The 18,393-nt window shown below is 45.0% G+C and carries 14 protein-coding genes, 2 pseudogenes and 1 riboswitch; of the genes and pseudogenes, 8 read left to right on the forward strand and 8 right to left on the reverse strand.

Features of this window, described 5'->3' with window-relative positions:
• Positions 1-625: 625 nt before the first annotated feature.
• The 4 genes from H9Q77_RS03585 to trmB form a co-directional block, all read right to left on the reverse strand.
• A complete protein-coding gene (locus H9Q77_RS03585; RefSeq protein ID WP_134523031.1) occupies positions 626-1,297 on the reverse strand; it encodes an IS630 family transposase in 672 nt (223 codons plus the stop codon).
• Positions 1,267-1,776 carry a helix-turn-helix domain-containing protein gene (locus H9Q77_RS03590; protein ID WP_006855777.1) on the reverse strand — a complete coding sequence of 170 codons (510 nt, stop codon included), beginning with the start codon at positions 1,774-1,776 and terminating at the stop codon, positions 1,267-1,269. The genes H9Q77_RS03585 and H9Q77_RS03590 overlap by 31 nt, the downstream gene beginning before the upstream one ends.
• Positions 1,777-2,226: 450 nt before the next feature.
• Positions 2,227-2,547, reverse strand: a complete 321-nt coding sequence (trxA, locus tag H9Q77_RS03595; protein ID WP_148446484.1) for a thioredoxin — start codon at positions 2,545-2,547, stop codon at positions 2,227-2,229.
• Positions 2,548-2,792: 245 nt separating this feature from the next.
• Positions 2,793-3,437, reverse strand: coding sequence for a tRNA (guanosine(46)-N7)-methyltransferase TrmB (gene trmB, locus H9Q77_RS03600; RefSeq protein ID WP_249326560.1), 645 nt, complete (start codon positions 3,435-3,437; stop codon positions 2,793-2,795).
• A gap of 252 nt (positions 3,438-3,689) precedes the next feature.
• Between trmB and yfcE the strand changes: the two genes are divergently transcribed.
• Both yfcE and H9Q77_RS03610 read left to right on the forward strand, forming a co-directional pair.
• The gene (gene yfcE / locus H9Q77_RS03605; RefSeq protein ID WP_118546774.1) at positions 3,690-4,241 is read left to right on the forward strand and encodes a phosphodiesterase; all 552 of its coding nucleotides are present in this window, start codon (positions 3,690-3,692) and stop codon (positions 4,239-4,241) included.
• 100 nt (positions 4,242-4,341) lie between these two features.
• Positions 4,342-6,042 (forward strand): D-alanyl-D-alanine carboxypeptidase, encoded by a 1,701-nt coding sequence (locus H9Q77_RS03610; RefSeq protein WP_249326561.1) that lies wholly within the window; start codon positions 4,342-4,344, stop codon positions 6,040-6,042.
• A gap of 60 nt (positions 6,043-6,102) precedes the next feature.
• Here H9Q77_RS03610 and H9Q77_RS03615 read toward each other — a convergent pair whose 3' ends face one another.
• Positions 6,103-6,864, reverse strand: a complete 762-nt coding sequence (locus H9Q77_RS03615; protein ID WP_249326562.1) for a hypothetical protein — start codon at positions 6,862-6,864, stop codon at positions 6,103-6,105.
• A gap of 278 nt (positions 6,865-7,142) precedes the next feature.
• On the opposite strand from H9Q77_RS03615, the gene H9Q77_RS03620 reads away from it, so the two are divergent.
• Positions 7,143-7,637, forward strand: coding sequence for a DUF6106 family protein (locus H9Q77_RS03620; RefSeq protein WP_118546777.1), 495 nt, complete (start codon positions 7,143-7,145; stop codon positions 7,635-7,637).
• A gap of 285 nt (positions 7,638-7,922) precedes the next feature.
• Positions 7,923-8,270 (forward strand): annotated as a pseudogene (locus H9Q77_RS03625) (TnpV protein).
• Positions 8,271-8,470: 200 nt separating this feature from the next.
• Here the strand turns inward: H9Q77_RS03625 and H9Q77_RS03630 are convergent.
• The 3 genes and pseudogenes from H9Q77_RS03630 to H9Q77_RS03640 all read right to left on the reverse strand — a co-directional run.
• Positions 8,471-8,830: pseudogene (locus H9Q77_RS03630) on the reverse strand (DUF4368 domain-containing protein); the annotation flags it as partial.
• A gap of 497 nt (positions 8,831-9,327) precedes the next feature.
• A complete protein-coding gene (locus H9Q77_RS03635; RefSeq protein ID WP_249326563.1) occupies positions 9,328-9,696 on the reverse strand; it encodes a hypothetical protein in 369 nt (122 codons plus the stop codon).
• Between the two features lie 96 nt (positions 9,697-9,792).
• Positions 9,793-10,779, reverse strand: a complete 987-nt coding sequence (locus tag H9Q77_RS03640; RefSeq protein WP_249326564.1) for a hypothetical protein — start codon at positions 10,777-10,779, stop codon at positions 9,793-9,795.
• A gap of 917 nt (positions 10,780-11,696) precedes the next feature.
• On the opposite strand from H9Q77_RS03640, the gene guaB reads away from it, so the two are divergent.
• The 4 genes from guaB to H9Q77_RS03660 all read left to right on the forward strand — a co-directional run bounded on the left by guaB (position 11,697) and on the right by H9Q77_RS03660 (position 18,327).
• Complete coding sequence (guaB, locus tag H9Q77_RS03645) at positions 11,697-13,154, forward strand: IMP dehydrogenase (RefSeq protein ID WP_249326565.1); 1,458 nt, start codon at positions 11,697-11,699, stop codon at positions 13,152-13,154.
• 234 nt (positions 13,155-13,388) lie between these two features.
• On the forward strand, positions 13,389-15,980 hold the full coding sequence (locus H9Q77_RS03650; RefSeq protein WP_249326566.1) for a sensor domain-containing protein: 2,592 nt from the start codon (positions 13,389-13,391) through the stop codon (positions 15,978-15,980).
• A gap of 228 nt (positions 15,981-16,208) precedes the next feature.
• Positions 16,209-16,302, forward strand: a riboswitch (ZMP/ZTP riboswitch).
• Positions 16,303-16,355: 53 nt separating this feature from the next.
• Positions 16,356-17,063, forward strand: coding sequence for an IMP cyclohydrolase (locus H9Q77_RS03655; protein WP_022153025.1), 708 nt, complete (start codon positions 16,356-16,358; stop codon positions 17,061-17,063).
• Between the two features lie 85 nt (positions 17,064-17,148).
• On the forward strand, positions 17,149-18,327 hold the full coding sequence (locus H9Q77_RS03660; protein WP_022153026.1) for a phosphoribosylaminoimidazolecarboxamide formyltransferase: 1,179 nt from the start codon (positions 17,149-17,151) through the stop codon (positions 18,325-18,327).
• Positions 18,328-18,393 lie beyond the last annotated feature (66 nt).

Genomic DNA, 18,393 nt, shown 5'->3' on the forward strand with positions numbered 1-18,393 from the left:
GGAATGTCCTTCCTCGATGTGAGGTCTCCCGGTGGGAATTTTCTAACGAAAAGTGAGTAGCGGTTCTAATCCGTACGGGCACGGCTCCAGTTGCCATCCATGGCAACATCCGCCTGTCGCGAACGTCCTGTTCGCTCCACCCTGTCTTTCAGCACTTTTCAAGAAAATATCACCACCTCCCGACAAACATCTTCGGAAGGACATTCCGTTCACCGTGGCGTTCTGTGTTTTGGGTCTATACAGAAAAACTGAGTTGTGAGATACAAAATTCGCTGCAAATAACGCATAAAAAGCTGAATATGGGTCTATAGGGAAAAAACTGGCGCTGAGATACTCATTTTGAAGAAATTGAGTATCTAGAAAGCAAATTTTTCGCTATAGACCCATATTGTCTAGTTTTTGTTTTTTACTCGTCCCCAAAAGTACCTACAGGGAAATTTATCTTCTATAGACCCATGAAGTTTTTCAAAAAACATTAGCCCGCAGTTAGGGGGAGCTGTTTGCATGTGTTTCCTACTTTTTTGCACATACCTAATTCTTGTTTTTGAATTATTCGCATGCATTTCTTGATTTTTCGCACATACTAGTGTATTGGCACATTGATTTTTAGCATTACAACAACTTCCTATTCGGAAGCTGTTGTAAACCTAGGATACAATGAACTCAACTTCACTCTTGCATCGGCAGTTCGGAACTGCCAATTAACTTTTGCTGCGACTGTATTACGCTCGACTTCCCACGCAGCTAGCTCTCCACGAAGTTTTGCAATGTTTTCAATCCTTCGTGACAAACACTGTCTGGTCATTACATTCAGTTCTATTTCTGCAATGTCAAGCCAGCTTCCATGTTTGGGTGTATAGTGAATTTCCAAACGCTTGATAATTCGTCTTGCCTCATCTGCTGGATACCTTTTATACAAGGACGCCGTTTTATGGGTGTTAAGGTTATCCATAACAAGAATTACTTTTTCTGCATCAGGATACATGACATCAACGAGATATTTTATCTCTTCTGCCCAGTCAAAGGCAGTACGTTGTTCTCGCACGCTGACATGATGAGTGCCTCCAAGCGGTTCGACAAAAGCAAATATGCTGCAGGTACCATTCCTGACATATTCCGAATCTGTTTTCTGATTGTCACCCGGACGCATGGGCAGTGGTTTCCTTGCATCGCCCAGTAACTGGTAAGGCTTTTCGTCCATGCATACAACTGGTCTTTCAGGATTGTATGGGAGTTCATATACATCAAGGACATCTTCCATACATGCTATAAATTCGGCATCATCTTTTTTGGGGATGCACCAGTAGTCGTTTTTGTGAGGTCGAAGTTTGTTTTTTTTAAGGCTCTTCGGATTGCCTCACGGCTGACCGGAGTATCAAGAACAATTTTTGATTTCTCTTCCAGCAGCCGGATGGTCCACCTTGAATGTCCTTCCGGCACCGGACCACAGGCAAGTTCAATGATACGGGCTTCAGCACGTCCATCGAGCACACGCCTTGCATTATCAGAATTAACATTACGCTTAAACTCAGTTACTGCATCAATACCACCCTCAAAATATTTTTTCACAGTATTGGTTACTGTTGCCAGACATACACCATTTGATTTTGCAGACTGCTCATGAGTCAATACTTTTCCGTGGGACTCATCCAGGTCAATAATAATCTGGCATCTGCATCGGATTGTTTTGGATGTTTTATTTTTTCGGATGACAGATTTAAATTCTTTTAATTCATCATCCGTAAGTTTGATTTTGTACTTTTTTGGTCTTGCCATAGGATATCACCGCCGTTTCTTTTATTGTACCATAAAACGGCAATAACAGCCAGAAATATTTAACTAAATATCAATATGTCAGTACACTAGATTCTTGTTTTTAATTTCCGCACATGTATTCTCAAATGCTCTGCCTAAATAATTTGGATGTTTTTCATAACCCAGCAGAAAAGGACTGCTCCCCCGGACATAGATGCGGCGGAGACTGTGAGATTTTCTTGGAAAGTGGTTGAGCCGCAGGGGCAACGCGAACACGATGTTCGCGTTAGCCAAGCCATGCCTGCATGGCTTTTTGTGCACACGGATGGCAACGTAAAGGCGGCCCCGTCATGGTGAGAAGCACTTGGCCACTTTCCTTTAGAAAATCCACAGTTGTAGCTAGCATCCGAGTCCGGGGCGGGCAGTCCTTTCTGCGTGGATTTTAAAGCAACTATTCATTTAACTTTCAAGTTATGCCAGCACCTGGTCCAGCTTCCGGCAAAAGTCGGCTTCGGACATGGCACCGCCGAAGGTTACAGCGGGCTCTCCATTTTTGAACACGATGAAATGCGGAATGCTTACCACACGGTACTTCTGCGCGATCGCCATGTTGTCATCCACGTTGAGTTTGCCGATCTTCATCTTGCCGGCATAAGCTTCGGCACATTTCTCCACCACAGGTCCCATCATCTTGCAGGGACCGCACCAGTCGGCGTAGAAGTCTACCAGGACGGGAAGCTCCGACTGCAGAACCTCCTCTTCAAAATTTGCAGCAGTAAAAGTGTATTCCATAATGATCCTTCCTTTCCCGGCTGAATGTAAGCAGCCGATATGGTTTAAGTTTTTGTAACGATTCAGAACCACATTCACCATATAAAACTTCTTATCTGCTTGAATGCAAGCATTCGCAGATCGTAGTTTTGCATGACTCTGAATAGTTACAAGTATTTCAAAAAAATGATTGTACTATGATTTATTTATTTCAAAAAAATCAGTGTGTTATGAATTATTTCAAAAAATGAGTATGTTATGAATTGTTATCTGAAAATAATATATTTGCAGATAGGGTTGCCGATGGAAGAGAATTTCTCCTCATATTCCGTCATAACATTACCTTCCATCAGTGAAGCGTCACTATGCAGATCATAAGTGATCACTTTTGCCTGCCATCCGGCAGGTTCCAGTTCCTCGACTGCGAAATCGAACAGAGGACGGTTGTCTGTCTTGAATTCCAGTGTGCCCTCTTTTTTCAAGATCACATTATAGCGTGCCAGAAACTGTCTGGAGGGCAGGCGTCTCTTGGCATGGCGGTCCTTCGGCCAGGGATCGGAGAAGTTCAGATAGATCCGGTCGACCTCTCCCTTCCCGAATACCTTGTCGATATCTTCGGCATCCATGCGGATGAATTTCAGATTGGGAAGCTCATCTTCCTCCATTTTCTGGATCGCACGGAGCAGGACACTGGAATATTTTTCAATGCCCACATAGTTGATCTGCGGATTTGATTTGGCGAGGGTATGCAGGAAACGTCCCTTTCCCATACCGATCTCGATATGAATGGGGTGATCGTTACCAAAGATCTCATGCCAGGTTCCGGGGCAGCTTTCCAAAGTATCTTCCGGTACCACGTAAGGACTTTCTGCGATCACTTCACGGGAGCCGGTAATATTGCGTAATCTCATATATTTGATAACCTTTCTTTATTTAATGATTTTTCTTGTTTAATGATTTTTCTTATTTAATGACTTTTCTTGATGAATGCTGCAGATTCGTGTAGAATCTGTATTGTCAATGTACTTTATCTTGGAAAGCTTGTCAAGTGACCCTGTTGGAATGGATGAACATGCATGCCCCTGACGGAACAGGTGGTTGTGCACGACCCTGTTGCATCGGGCGGTCGTGGCTGGTTTCATATAAAACCCGGAGGAAAGAGGATGAAATGGATGATCGCGTCGGACATTCACGGTTCGGCATACTATTGCAGAAAATTATTAGAGGCATATGAAAAAGAGGAAGCGGAGAGACTTCTGTTGTTGGGGGATATCTTATATCACGGTCCCCGCAATGACCTCCCGGAAGGATATGCGCCGAAGGAAGTCATTGAACTTTTGAATGCCCATAAAAATGACATCTATTGCGTCCGGGGCAATTGTGATACTGAGGTGGACCAGATGGTGTTGGAATTCCCTGTGTTAGCGGATTACTGTGTGATTGCGGAAGGGGAGACGGCAGTCTATGCCACACATGGACATATCTATAACGAACAGAAGCTTCCGCCGCTGCATCCCGGGGACATATTGCTGCACGGACACACTCATGTGCCGAAGTGCGCTGTACACGAAGAGGAATCTTACATTTATATGAATCCCGGATCGGTGTCACTGCCCAAGGAAGACAGCTGGCATGGATACATGATCTGGGAAGGCAGCGAGTTTGTCTGGAAAGATTTTGACGGACAGGAACATATGCGAAAAAAATTAAGTTAGCACTTTGGTTTTTAAATAAAATGGTGTATGATAGAGAATGTGCATTATCATACACCATTTTTATAAAGGTTTATAAAGATATATCAGGAAGGATTTATACATGCGTTTTTTTAAGCATTTATCATATAGAACACTTTTTACGAAGGCAGTCATGGGAATCAGCGTTATCTGCCTTTTTGCGTCTGATGGACTTACAGTTTCGGCTACCACCATCAAAGAGGAGAACATTGCCTACAATCAGTCACTGGCAGTGCAGTCCAATGCAGTGGCGAACTGGCCTACGGGACCGGTGATCAGTGCGGAATCCGCAATTTTGATGGATGCGGATACCGGCGCAATCTTATATGCGAAAAATATTCATCAAAAGGAATATCCCGCCAGTACCACGAAAATATTAACGACCCTGATTGCTTCAGAACGCTGCAGCATGGATGAGATCGTGGATTTCTCCTATGATGCGGTACATGATATCGACCCCGGAAGCAACCATATCGCCATCGAGCCGGGAGAGCAGCTGACCATGGAGGAATGTCTGAATGCGATTCTGATCCGTTCAGCGAATGAAGTCTCTTTTGCGGTGGCGGAACATATCTCGGGGACGACCTGGCAGGATTTCGGTGATATCATGAACGAGCGTGCGAAGGAACTGGGATGTGTGGATTCTCATTTTGTCAATCCCAACGGTCTTCCCAATGAGGAGCATTACACCAGCGCCTATGATCTGGCGATGATCGGCAGAGCTTTTTTTGCCAATGAAGCATTATGCAAGATGACCATGACGCACATGCTACACATTCTGCCGTCGGAGAGACAACCGGATGACATCATGGAAGTCAATAAGATGGAACTGATCCCGGGTGGAAAATACGCATATCCCTACCTGGTAGGATGTAAGACCGGTTATACCGATGTGGCGAGAAGCACCCTGGTCTCCTGTGCGGAGAAGGACGGCATGAAGTTGATCTGCGTGGTGATGAAGGATGAGAACCCTAATTACTATGAAGATACGATTGCTCTGTTCGACTATGGATTCAGTAATTTCCAGAGAGCAAACATCTCTCAGACGGAGACGAAATATAATATCGACAATGCGGGAGCTTTTTACAGCGGCAACGATATCTTCGGAAATTCCAAACCGATTCTGCAATTGAACCAAAACGACAGTATTACCCTGCCCAACACGATTACGTTCCAGGATGCTGTGTCCGCAATCTCCTACGACAATACCGCGCCGGGGCAGGCTGCCGTGATCACCTATACCTACAATGATGTGGTACTGGGAACGGCATCCATAGATTTCACGGCTTCGGAAAAAGGAAGCAGTGTGTTTGGGGACGAGACCACAGGAACAACGGATGGGGCAGAAGCTACAGCAGCGACGCAGGAGCCGGACAGCACCGGGGCTACGCAGCCGACAGAAGGAGCGGCGGCTGATGAGCCGGCCGACGAGGGCGGAGGTATTCCCACTGCCACACAGCCGGCAGCTTCCGGGGAAGAAGATACGGCCTCCGGCGGTCCAGCAGTGATATTTATCAATGTGATCAAGGTATTTTTCTGGATACTGGGGATCGCTGTAGTGATCTTCCTGATACTTTTGCTCCGGGCGTTTATTAAGAACTATCAATTCGCACATCGCAGTACCAGGTTGACGTGGCGGTTTGGCCGCAGGAGAAAGCGCTCCAGATCCCGGTACCGCTCGGTGAACCAGGACCTGCAAAGCAGGCGGAGAGAAGCTATCAGACAGGCGAAAAAGCGGCGTAAGCCCAAGAAACCAAACCGCTTCCGCGATCTGGATTTTTAAAAAATTAAGGCATGTCCCATCGCAACGGGGCATGCCTTTTAAGTTCAGTGTTGCAAATTTCTATTTGCTCAATAAATATTCCGCCAGATCCACTGCGGTATCCGCATGTTCCGCATTGGCGTAGATGCCCATGACGATACCGTCTCCGCGGAAGTAATAGTTGTCGGTCAGATCCGTACAGCCGGTCAGGCAGATGCCTACCGGGACGGGATCCTGCATCTCTTCCGGGTGGAGAGGATCGGGATATTCCGGAGTATAATCGGTATTCAGATCATCGTTTGCTGCCTCGATCGCCAACACTACTTCTCTGTCCACGTAATAGAAATAAGGTTCCAGTGCCTGGAGCTGTTCTTCTGTGAGGATATCCCGCAGATCATAGAACAGGCTGCTGTTGGCATATTTTTGGAAAGAATCGAAATCCGTGATCATGCTGTCAAGCTCATTTGCTGCCACATATACCATCAGCTTCTGGGTAGAAGTGACGGAGGTCTCGTCCATGCTGTCTTCCACGATACGAATAGAAGTATCAAAGGTGATATCGCTGGTATTCAGATCGATGCCCTCTTTTTCGGCGAAATCCGTAAGGAAATCCGGCTGCTCGGAAGACATCTGGTCTAAGAGGCTTGCATTTAATAAAACAGCGTTAAAAGCGGTATCCTTCCGGTTCGTATACTGGTAAATAAAGCTTACGATCATGCCGATGACGATCACAGAAATGATCACGTGCCATTTATAATAATACCAGAAATACGCCAGCTTCTGTTTGGGAGTGCCGTTTTTCAGTGCTTCCCGTTCTTCTTTGAATTCGTCCATTACCGCCATGGAAAAACCGCCTTTCTATGTGCAATATAAATTTATGATAAAGGTTCCATATCCGAAAGTCAATGAAGGAAGTGTGAGGGGATTCTAAAAAAAGAATTAAATCGCCCCAAAAATCCGGGCATATCTTGCATGTTTTTCACGGATGATATATCATAATAGAAGACGATTGTCAGGAGAAGCAGAATCCGGACAGACGTAAACAGAGATTTTCCGAAGGAACGGAAGAACGGTGCACAAAATCTCTGCTGCAAAATATATGAGAGAAAAGGAAACGAAAAATGAGTGATTCTTACGTAGAATGTCTGGTAAAAGCAAAGCAGCCCATGTGGGCTAAAATCTTAAAAGTATTACTTGTCACCCTGACAGTGTTAAGCTGCCTGGTAATGTTTGTGTTTATCATTTTCCTGCCGGTCGCTCTTGTTGCGGGTGTGGGAGCTTATTTTCTGAATATGTTCACGGATCTGGAGTATGAATATCTCTATCTGGATAAGGAACTGTCTGTGGACAAGATCATGGCAAAGAGTAAGAGAAAGCGTGTAGCTACTTACAGCCTGGACCGCATGGAAGTATTTGCACCGGTCTATTCGTATCATCTGGACAACTTCAAGAACCGTCAGGTGAAGGAGAAGGATTACAGCATCGGCGAGGTACTTCAGCCGGACGGTCGTTATGCTATGTATTATGAAGGTGGCGAGAAGATCATTTTAAGCCCCAACGAGGAACTGGTGAAGGTACTTAAGAGTGTAGCTCCCCGTAAGGTATTCAGTGAATAATGATCAGTGAGTGATTCATGAACAAAAGGATTCCGGTGAACAGAATGCATCGGAATCCTTTTTTGATACAAAATTATTAAAATAATTATTGAGAAAAAATCTATAATATCCTCTTGATAATGGAAGTCGGTTTTTGTCCTGTCTTGTGTATCTCGAAAGTGACTATTTTACAGGCTTTCCGGGGCATCAGTTAGTTTGTCTGGTATTGTAAAGCAGTGTCAGATTTGTCGTAAATGTCGTAAAATTGTGACCCAAAAATGATGAGAAATGGAGAGTTCTAATAAAATGAAATTAACGTATACGAATTTAAATGGATACCTTATTTCAAACCTTATTTATAAATCCAGTGAACAGATGGAGCAACTTGGCAAGTATGGTTTCTTACGCAGAGATTATCTGAAGAATCATAAAAATTCTCTGTATTAGGTCATGCTTCTGCAGGACACCATTGGAGAGCATCTTCTTGAGGTGGAAAAAGTAGCCAGAGAACGGGAAGATGTAATTCTGAAGCAATTAGAAGAAAAAGAACCATTGCCAGATAAAGAAGCAGATCAAATGGCATGGGTGCGAGCTGCCAACCAGCACAGAACGATTGCAGAAGAGATTATTCTCAAAGAGTTGATTTATGTTTAAATGAAGGTGATGAGGTCGTGGATTGCGACCTCATTATTGTATGAAAAATAGAAGTAGGCAGAATGAGAAAAATAGGGTAAAATGTGAACATGGATTTTGGAAACTCATAAGAAATGATTGTGCGATAAAGAAGTAATAGAAGTGTAAAAAAATTTGCCGTTCCTATCCGGCACTTGCGCATTGTGTCGGATAGGTCGGGCTTATTCGGGCAAGTCCACCTTGCCAACAAAAGAATAATAAATCTCAATGTCCTGTCTGCGGGTCTTGTTCTCGTCATAGCTGCACTCATGCACAACGATTTTCTCTACAAACTCCCGCAGCAGAGTAGGGGTAAGTTCTTCAAAGCTGGTATGCCGCCGGACAACATTCATAAACTTTTTTGCGTTCACAGTGGCTTCCTGTGCTTTGGAAAGCTCCGCTTGAATAGCAGCAGCTCTTTCTTTCAGCTCCCGTTGTTCTGCTTCATAGTCTGCCGACAGCTCTGTGAAACGCTCGTCTGATATGCGCCCAGTCACGCTGTCCTCATACAGCCGCTTGAAGATAGCGGATAACTCGGCTTGGCTCATGTGGTAAGCAGAAAGCCTTTCCGCAAAAGCGGCGTATTCTTCTTCTGTCATGCGTGTCTTGACTACCCGGCTGCGGTGGGGTGTGTTGTATCGTTTCATAGGTGGTTGACCTCCTTTCTTTGTGCGTGGTGTCCTCCCACTAATAGGAGAAAAACGGGGTGTGAAGCGGAACTGTTTTTGAGAAATCGCAACCAACTTTTTCATAAAAGGCTGCGGGCTGGCGTTCTCCCCTTACTCCCTACAAACCACAAAAGAGCAGAATGGACGGTCTTTCCGGCGGCTCGGTCTTTCCCGACAATAGAACGCTTCGGAAGCTACGTTCTGCCTGCTACTTGATAGAAAACGAGAATTTTCCCCTGATCACTTATCAGTACCGACATTTTCCGATTTGCCAAAAACGGGTGCAAAAAAAGCAGCAAATCTTTTTCGGATTTACTGCTTCATGTGCCGCTGTGGGGCGACGGGATATTCAGTTGTAAAAGCAATTTTATCTATCGCGAAGGAACTATTTCTTGTATTTCCGATAAGGTATAAATTGCAAATATATGTTCTAATTCATGCTTTTTGGGATTTATACCACTATATAACACACGCACACTTTCATTAGATATAAATTTAGAAAAATCACATTCTTTAACAACAGCTGTTTTTTCTATTTTTACATTTTCTCCTAACTTACTAATTAACTTTTCGTATGATGAGTTAATTTTAATGACTATATAATCATCTGAGTTTTCTAAAACTTTTCCTTCAAAATAATCTTGTTTGCCTTCCGTACTTGCCATGGAAAAAAATAATATTACGCCTAAACTAATTGCAATAAAAACTACTATTGTGCAAATAAATTTTGGTTTTTTCATGAATAACCTCCAAATTTATAAAATAACAAGGCAGATTTATGATGAATCTTAAATTCTCATTGCAAATCTGCCTTTTAATCTTATAACTTATAAGTTTTACCAAACAATCTGTGACGCATATATTGGATTGATTGATACATTTGTATCTCCCCAGCCATCATTAACAATGGGGTAACAAGTTCCACCAGAGATATTGTAACCGTAACCTGTTATCCAGTGATTTTTATATGTAGGATGGTTATGGATAATCAACAAAAATGGAGTTCCATATGTATCAACTCTTCCAATAACATAGTTGTCATTATATCCGTCAAAACCTCCCGGATGGCTAACACCTTGACTCGAACAATAAGACATAATGCCAGTGAAAACATCTCCAGCTACACTACCCGGAACATCTCCATCAATATACCCTCTCAAATGTTCAATTAAATCAACACCATCTCCGCTTTCTAAAGAAGATGGTACATATTTCTGGTTCTTATAAATATCATACCACCTTAACAACATTGCCGCTGATGTAGAACCACATATACCATCAGGATTGTGCTTATAATTTGGTACATTTCCACTTATGTAATGGGCAGCTCTCGTATCTGGAAGAGATGAACGGTTTTTTGCATAATTTCGTTTCACCTCTGAATTGATAGCATTAAAGTACGATGTGAAATATTCCTTAGAACCTACTATATTACCAGTAGGTATTTCAACAAAGGAATTTTCGTTCTCGGTAAAATATTGTAAAGCTCCTGCGTAATACACTAAATCTGTTGATTCTATATAACTATTGCTGGTAGATGTAGAATACTCCGCAACAATATTAAATTTAGAATCATAAATTAAATAGCCACCTGATGAAAAAGGAAGATATGAATATCGGTTTTCATCATTAGCATCTTTGAGTGTTTTAACGGCTGAAAAATTACCCGATTCACCTAAACTTGATAACAAGTTCGTCACAACAGGTTCTGCACTCAAAGAATCAGCAGATTCCGCTGCCATAACTGGTATTGTTGATACCATTACTCCGAAAGCAGTTAGTAGTGACACTACAATTTGGGGAAATTTCTTTACAGTTTTCATAATAATCCTCCTATTCCTCTAAAAATATGCGTCATTTTACACAATTATTATAATATATTCACAATATTGTGTCAATAATGCTTTTGAAAATCATCATTTTGCTCAACAAATCTTATGTGTAATTAAAGTACCTTTATAAAATAATAAGGGTCACTGTTTCTTAAATCCTCAATCCAGCATTCAAGAAATTTTTCTCGTTTACATCCTGTCACCAGCATATGGGCAGCGTCAAAGAACACAAGGCGAATAACAATCTGGTAATAGGTATCATGGGTATAGTGGATATGTTTTTGATTGGCTTCATGTTTGTCCAGTCATGGAAATACCTTCCTTCTTTGTTCCTTGGAAAGGGTGGTCACACTCTCTTCAATTGTTGTTGATATTCTTGGCTATTTTCCTAAAATACAATCCGTGGTTAAATAAAGGAATAGTGGTCTGCTGTCTAAAAATCATATGTTTCTTTACCGCACATGAGCATTGTCATACGGGATGTAGCAGACTGGGTGAGAACAATGTCAATCCCAAAGTTATGCGGTATATCATGGACCATTCGGATACACAGGTCACAATGAATGTCTATAATCATATTGCAGAGAAGTCTCATGTGGAGAACGAGATGTCTAAAATGAACCTGCAAGAAACCGTACCTGCTGTGGTATAAACCAGAAGTCGTTGTCGTAAAATGTGGTAAGAAAATCGAGTGCGAAAGCAAGTGAAAAATCCCTGTGAAGCCCGTAAAATTAAGGATTCATAAATTCTTCACAAAATAATTAGCACTCACCGGTTGACAGCCATAGAAAACTTTGCTAAACTCATGGAAATGTTATAAGCACAGCAAATATTTATTATAAGCATAGCTTATATTACCAAAACAAATCATTCACAAATCTTATCAAATGAACACAGGAGGAGAGAAAATGGGACAGATTATTGGTGAAGGCATTACCTTTGACGACGTACTTCTGGTACCGTCTTATTCTCAGGTAGTCCCCAATCAGGTGGATTTGACCACATGGCTGACAAAAAAGATCAAGCTGAACATTCCTATGATGAGCGCAGGAATGGACACCGTTACCGAGCACCGCATGGCGATCGCCATGGCAAGACAGGGTGGTATCGGTATCATCCATAAGAACATGTCTATCGAGGCACAGGCAGAAGAGGTAGATAAGGTAAAGCGTTCCGAGAATGGTGTCATCACCGATCCGTTTTCCCTGTCTCCCGAGCACACTCTGGCAGACGCAGATGCATTGATGGCGAAATTCAGGATCTCCGGTGTGCCTATCACCGAGGGCAGAAAATTAGTCGGCATCATCACCAACCGTGATCTGAAGTTTGAGACTGATTTTACCAAGAAGATCAAGGAGTCCATGACCAGCGAAGGCCTGATCACCGCTCCCGAAGGTATTACTCTGGAAGAAGCGAAGAAGATCCTGGCAAAAGCAAGAAAGGAAAAACTTCCTATTGTAGATAAGGACTTCAACCTCAAGGGTCTGATCACCATCAAAGATATTGAGAAGACCATCAAATATCCTCTGGCAGCCAAGGATTCCCAGGGCAGACTGCTCTGCGGTGCCGGCGTAGGTATCACCGCAAATGTACTGGATCGTGTGGCAGCTTTAGTAGCAGCCAAGGTTGATGTCATCGTACTGGATTCCGCACACGGTCATTCCCAGAACGTACTGAACTGTCTGAAGATGATCAAGGAAAAATACCCCAATCTGCAGGTGATCGCAGGTAACGTAGCTACCGGCGACGCAACCCGTGCACTGATCGAGGCAGGTGCAGATGCCGTTAAGGTAGGTATCGGACCTGGTTCCATCTGTACTACCCGTGTGGTTGCAGGTATCGGTGTTCCCCAGGTATCCGCTATCATGGACTGCTATAGCGTGGCAAAAGAATACGGTATTCCCATCATTGCTGATGGCGGTATCAAGTATTCCGGAGATATTACCAAGGCAATCGCAGCCGGCGGTAACGTATGTATGATGGGTTCCATGTTCGCAGGATGCGAGGAGAGCCCGGGAGAATACGAACTGTTCCAGGGCAGAAAATACAAGGTATACCGTGGCATGGGCTCCATCGCGGCTATGGAGAACGGCAGTAAGGATCGTTATTTCCAGGAGAATGCAAAGAAACTGGTACCCGAAGGTGTCGAGGGCCGTGTGGCTTACAAGGGCAGCGTAGAAGATACCGTATTCCAGTTACTCGGCGGTCTTCGTTCCGGTATGGGTTACTGCGGGGCACAGGATATCGAAACCCTGAAAGAGACCGGCAGATTCGTGAAGATCTCCGCAGCATCTCTGAAAGAGAGCCATCCTCATGATATCCACATCACCAAGGAAGCTCCGAACTACAGCGTGGATGATAAATAAGTTTTACCAAAAAGAGATGAGAAAGGTGATCGTAGGTCAGACTTACGATCGCCTTTTTCTGCATGCAAAGTATTTGCAATAATTGACAAAATGATCCGAATTTTTTAAGCAATTTAATAAATATAACGAAAAATGTAAAATAATAGCTTGTATCAATTTTGGGATACATGGTAGAATATAAATATTCGGGAAGGAATTTCTGAATATTTTACAGAGAAACAGGGGAGCAAAAAAGTGGCTGAGTTTGCATTACGTGAATTGATAGACGAAAAGCGCCTGCAGCATCTGCAGAACGAGTTCTGCAAGGTGACGGGAGTCACAGCGGTTTGTGTGGACAAGGAAGGCAGAGCCATAACAGAGCCGTACATCGATAAGTCCCTGATAAGACCGGATGGGGAAGATCCGATCTTAGGAGAATATCGGAAGAAAGCAGCGCAGGCATTAGACAGAGTACAGGAAGGATCCCTGGAGGAACAGGTGGTGGAAGAGCTGCCGGATGGCGGACATGTGGCAGCAGTTGCCGTCAGTGTGGAGAATCAGATCATTCTGTACTGGCAGGTATATGATCTGAAGAAGCTCGATACCATATCTTTTTACCAGATTCTGGATCTGTTGCGGGATACCAGTGCAGATATCTACAGAGACCGTATGTCCTGTTTCAGTGCGGAAGCCGAGAGCAGAAGGAGCAGATATGCGGAGGAAGAGATGAGCCGCAATCTCCATACGATAGAGGCTACTACGGAGATCGTCCAGCTTCTGGACAGCGATGAACAGATCGAACTGGCCATGAACCGATGGCTGAAGATTTTGGCACAGCACATTCAGGTAGACAGCGCAGAGATTTTTCAGCTGCAGGCAGGCACGGATACGATGAATGTCGTCTGTGAATGGCTGGCACCGGGACTGATCTCTTATTTTGACAAGACTAGCGGGATTCCCGAGAAATCTTTTCTCCATACAGAGAAGCCACTGGTGGTATCTACGGACAGTGTGGGTAAGCCTGACTCTGAGGAAATTGAAAAGATAGGCATGAAAGCCGTGATGATATTTCCTATCCTGAAACAGGAGAGCGGCAATATGGTGCTGTCTCTGAACCACAGAAGACAGGGGCATGTCTGGAGCATGGCGGAGATCAAGTTCACTTCTGACGCGGTGAAGATCTTACAGAGTATCCTGACCAGACGGATCCAGAAAAATTCCCTGGCAGGTTCTTACGCCGCACTGGAGGAGATCCTGGACAATGTGGGATGTGCCATCTACGTAACGGATCAGAATACTGGCAGAATGCTGTTCGCCAACCAGATATTGAAGAATACCTTTGCCAAGGAACTGATGGATCATAATTTTGATGCCCTGCTGCAGTCCAGTATCCACAAGGACAAAACCAGAACTGTCAGCGTGGTATATCATGCGGAGAAGGAGACCTGGTACGATCTGTTGTGCAAGGAGATCGCCTGGGTGGATGGCAAAAAAGCCAATCTGTACTCTCTGTATGACATTACAGATAAAAAGCTGTACCAGCGCCGGATCGAGCAGCAGGCATACACAGATTTTCTGACGGGACTGTATAACCGCATGTGCTGTGAGAGGGATCTGGCGAGACAGATCGATCAGGCGAAGAAGATCGGAGGAAAAGGAGCGTTATTGTATCTGGATCTGGATGATTTCAAGCATATCAATGACGGACTGGGACACCAGTACGGTGATGTGCTGTTAAAATCCATCTCCCATGCATTGAAACGGATCAATGGCATCGAGAATACCTGTTACCGTATGGGTGGAGACGAATTCGTCATTATCATTCCGCCGGACAGCTATCCCCGGTTTGGAAATATTGTGGAAGATATTAAGAAGATCTTCAGCAAACCCTGGTTTTTGAAGGATGCAGATTATTACTGTACCATGAGTATGGGCATCGTCACTTTCCCGGATGCAGGAGATTCTGTGACAGATCTGATCAAAAAAGCGGATATTGCCATGTATGAGGCGAAAAAGACTGGTAAAAACCGTGTGGAAACGTATCGGGAAGGCAATGATTCCGTATCGGGACGCCGTCTGGATATGGAGAAGAACATGCGTGATGCCACGGTGGAAGGCTACCGGGAGTTCGAGGTCTATTACCAGCCTATCATCGATATTCAGGGCGGCAAGGATGTCTGTGCCGGAGCCGAGGCACTGATCCGCTGGAACAGTGCAAAGCTGGGATTTATCTCACCGGCGGAATTCATTCCCCTGGCGGAGTATCTGGGACTGATCAATCCCATCGGCAATTATGTACTGACGGAGGCCTGTACCCGCTGTAAGCACTGGAACGATACCGGATATCCGGATTATAAGGTAAATGTCAACCTTTCCGTGGTTCAGCTCCTTCAGCCGGACATCGTGGAGACGGTGGAAAAGGCGCTTGCGGACACCGGCTTATCGCCGAAGAATCTGACACTGGAGGTAACAGAGAGTCTTGCGATCAACGATATGGATCGTATGAAAGAGATATTGAACCGGATCAAGGCACTGGGTGTCTCACTGGCACTGGATGATTTCGGAACCGGTTATTCTTCCCTAAACCATATTCGTGAGATCCCCATTGATGTCATCAAGGTGGATCAGAGCTTCGTCAAGGATCTGGCGGGGGATGCCTATTCCCAGTCCTTTATCAAGATGGTGGCAGAGCTGGCACAGACCATTGGCGTCAGTGTCTGCGTGGAAGGTATTGAGACTCCGGAACAGTTCAAAGTGCTGCAGGGCATGAAGGTCAAATATATTCAGGGATACTATTTTGACCGTCCTATGGAGAGGCATGCGTTCGAGGCAAAATATGTGAAGTAACAGTTCAGCCATAGAATAGCAAATGCGACGATCGGGTGCTTGCACACGGAGCGGCACTTTTGCTATTCTATGAGCGGAGCGCCCAAAACATGAATAAAAGATGAGCTGCATAGCAGCGACGGTTGCGCAGCAGACGCTTTTATGAAGGCTTTGGGGCAGAACTGTTACGGAAGTAACAAAATTATCAAAATCCCTCTTGTCAAGTATCGGGCAACCATGCTACTATTGATATAGCTACACGACTGGCGGAACGCAGCCTGCTGCAGTGGAGATACCCACAGGGAGTGTAGAATAGTGAAAGCCGACCGCCTGGGCACCGTCTATTTCTGGTGCTTAGGCGGTTTCTTATTTTAAAGATTAAACGGAGGAAAAACTATGTTACAACTGGAACAGGAACTGAAAAGCAATGCTTATCCCGGCAGAGGTATTGTGATCGGACGCTCTGCAAACGGTAAATATGCTGTAACCGCTTATTTTATCATGGGAAGAAGCGCCAACAGCCGCAATCGTGTGTTTGTGACAGAAGGAGAGGGCATCCGCACCCAGGCTTTCGATCCTTCCAAACTGGAAGATCCCAGTCTGATCATCTATGCGCCGGTACGGGTCCTGGGCAACAAGACCATCGTGACCAACGGTGACCAGACAGACACTATTTACGAGGGAATGGACAAACAGCTGACCTTTGAACAGTCCCTGCGCACCAGAGAATTCGAGCCGGACGGACCGAATTATACACCGAGAATCTCCGGTATCATGCATATCGAGAACGGCAAGTATAATTACGCCATGTCCATTTTGAAGAGTGACAACGGCAACCCTGATTCCTGCCTGCGTTTTACCTATGCTTACGAGAATCCCCTTCCCGGAGAGGGACGTTTCATTCATACTTACATGCACGATGGCAATCCCCTGCCCAGTTTCCAGGGTGAGCCGAAGTTAGTGGAGATCCCCGATGATATGGATGCATTTACCGATATGCTGTGGAACAGCTTAAATGAGGACAACAAAGTCTCCCTGTTCGTTCGTTTCATTGATATCGAGACCGGCAAATACGAGACTAAGATCGTGAACAAGAATGTGTAATGAGCGCAAAAAGGAAGCCTCAAAGAGGCGTTTTGCGAATGCAGGTTCTGAATAGTGAATATCGTAGAATAGGAGAAAAAATAAGATGAACGAGATTCAGTTAAAATACGGATGTAACCCGAACCAGAAGCCTTCCAGGATCTTCATGGAAGACGGCAGTGACCTGCCTGTGACCGTCCTGAACGGCAAGCCCGGATATATCAATTTCCTGGATGCTTTCAACGGCTGGCAGCTGGTCAAGGAGCTGAAGGAAGCTACGGGACTTCCCGCAGCCACTTCTTTTAAGCATGTATCTCCCGCCGGTGCTGCGGTAGGACTGCCCTTAAATGACACCCTGGCGAAGATCTACTGGGTGGATGATCTGGGAGAGCTGTCTCCCCTGGCATGTGCTTATGCAAGAGCACGTGGCGCAGATAGAATGTCCTCCTTCGGTGATTTCATCGCATTGTCCGATGTCTGCGACGCAGATACCGCACGCCTGATCAAGAGAGAGGTATCCGACGGTGTCATCGCACCCGGATATACCGACGAGGCACTGGAGCTGTTAAAGCAGAAGAAAAAGGGTGCTTACAATATCATCCAGATCGATCCTTCCTACCGGCCCGCTCCCATCGAGCACAAGCAGGTATATGGTATCACTTTTGAGCAGGGTCGTAACGAACTGGACATCAATGGTGACCTGCTGTCCAATATCGTGACTGTGAACAAGGAGATCCCGGAGAGTGCCCTGATCGATATGAAGATCGCACTGATCACTCTGAAGTATACCCAGTCCAATTCCGTATGCTATGTCAAGGACGGTCAGGCTATCGGCATCGGTGCCGGACAGCAGTCCCGTATCCACTGCACCAGACTGGCCGGCAGCAAGGCGGACAACTGGTTCTTACGTCAGTCTCCCCAGGTGCTGGGTCTGCAGTTCGTAGACAGCTTAGGCAGAGCCAACCGTGACAATGCCATTGATGTCTACATGGGCGATGAGTACATGGATGTGCTGGCTGACGGTACCTGGGAAGGTATCTTCAAGGTAAAACCCCCTGTATTTACCAGAGAGGAAAAGAGAGCATGGCTTGACAAAATGCAGGATGTGACTCTGGGAAGCGATGCATTCTTCCCCTTCTCCGATAATATCGAGAGAGCTCATAAGAGTGGTGTAAAATACATCGCACAGCCCGGTGGATCCGTGCGTGATGCAGATGTTATTGCATGCTGCGATAAATATAACATGGTGATGGCGTTTACAGGCATCCGTCTGTTCCACCATTAAGACAGATATTTGCGGGCAGGACTGTAACAGGACCTGCCTGTAACTATTCAGAGCCATGTAAATCTG

Source organism: Simiaoa sunii (assembly GCF_014337175.1).
In the GTDB taxonomy this organism is placed as follows: Bacteria; Bacillota; Clostridia; order Lachnospirales; family Lachnospiraceae; genus Acetatifactor; species Acetatifactor intestinalis.

Bases quoted from the DNA above. Each gene is read 5' to 3' on its own strand.
- yfcE (WP_118546774.1), top strand. From the start codon at position 3,690: ATGAAATGGATGATCGCGTCGGACATTCACGGTTCGGCATACTATTGC.
- H9Q77_RS03615 (WP_249326562.1), bottom strand. From the start codon at position 6,864: ATGGCGGTAATGGACGAATTCAAAGAAGAACGGGAAGCACTGAAAAAC.
- H9Q77_RS03655 (WP_022153025.1), top strand. From the start codon at position 16,356: ATGTTACAACTGGAACAGGAACTGAAAAGCAATGCTTATCCCGGCAGA.
- H9Q77_RS03640 (WP_249326564.1), bottom strand. From the start codon at position 10,779: ATGAAAACTGTAAAGAAATTTCCCCAAATTGTAGTGTCACTACTAACT.
- H9Q77_RS03660 (WP_022153026.1), top strand. From the start codon at position 17,149: ATGAACGAGATTCAGTTAAAATACGGATGTAACCCGAACCAGAAGCCT.
- H9Q77_RS03635 (WP_249326563.1), bottom strand. From the start codon at position 9,696: ATGAAAAAACCAAAATTTATTTGCACAATAGTAGTTTTTATTGCAATT.
- trxA (WP_148446484.1), bottom strand. From the start codon at position 2,547: ATGGAATACACTTTTACTGCTGCAAATTTTGAAGAGGAGGTTCTGCAG.
- H9Q77_RS03590 (WP_006855777.1), bottom strand. From the start codon at position 1,776: ATGGCAAGACCAAAAAAGTACAAAATCAAACTTACGGATGATGAATTA.
- H9Q77_RS03610 (WP_249326561.1), top strand. From the start codon at position 4,342: ATGCGTTTTTTTAAGCATTTATCATATAGAACACTTTTTACGAAGGCA.
- guaB (WP_249326565.1), top strand. From the start codon at position 11,697: ATGGGACAGATTATTGGTGAAGGCATTACCTTTGACGACGTACTTCTG.
- trmB (WP_249326560.1), bottom strand. From the start codon at position 3,437: ATGAGATTACGCAATATTACCGGCTCCCGTGAAGTGATCGCAGAAAGT.
- H9Q77_RS03620 (WP_118546777.1), top strand. From the start codon at position 7,143: ATGAGTGATTCTTACGTAGAATGTCTGGTAAAAGCAAAGCAGCCCATG.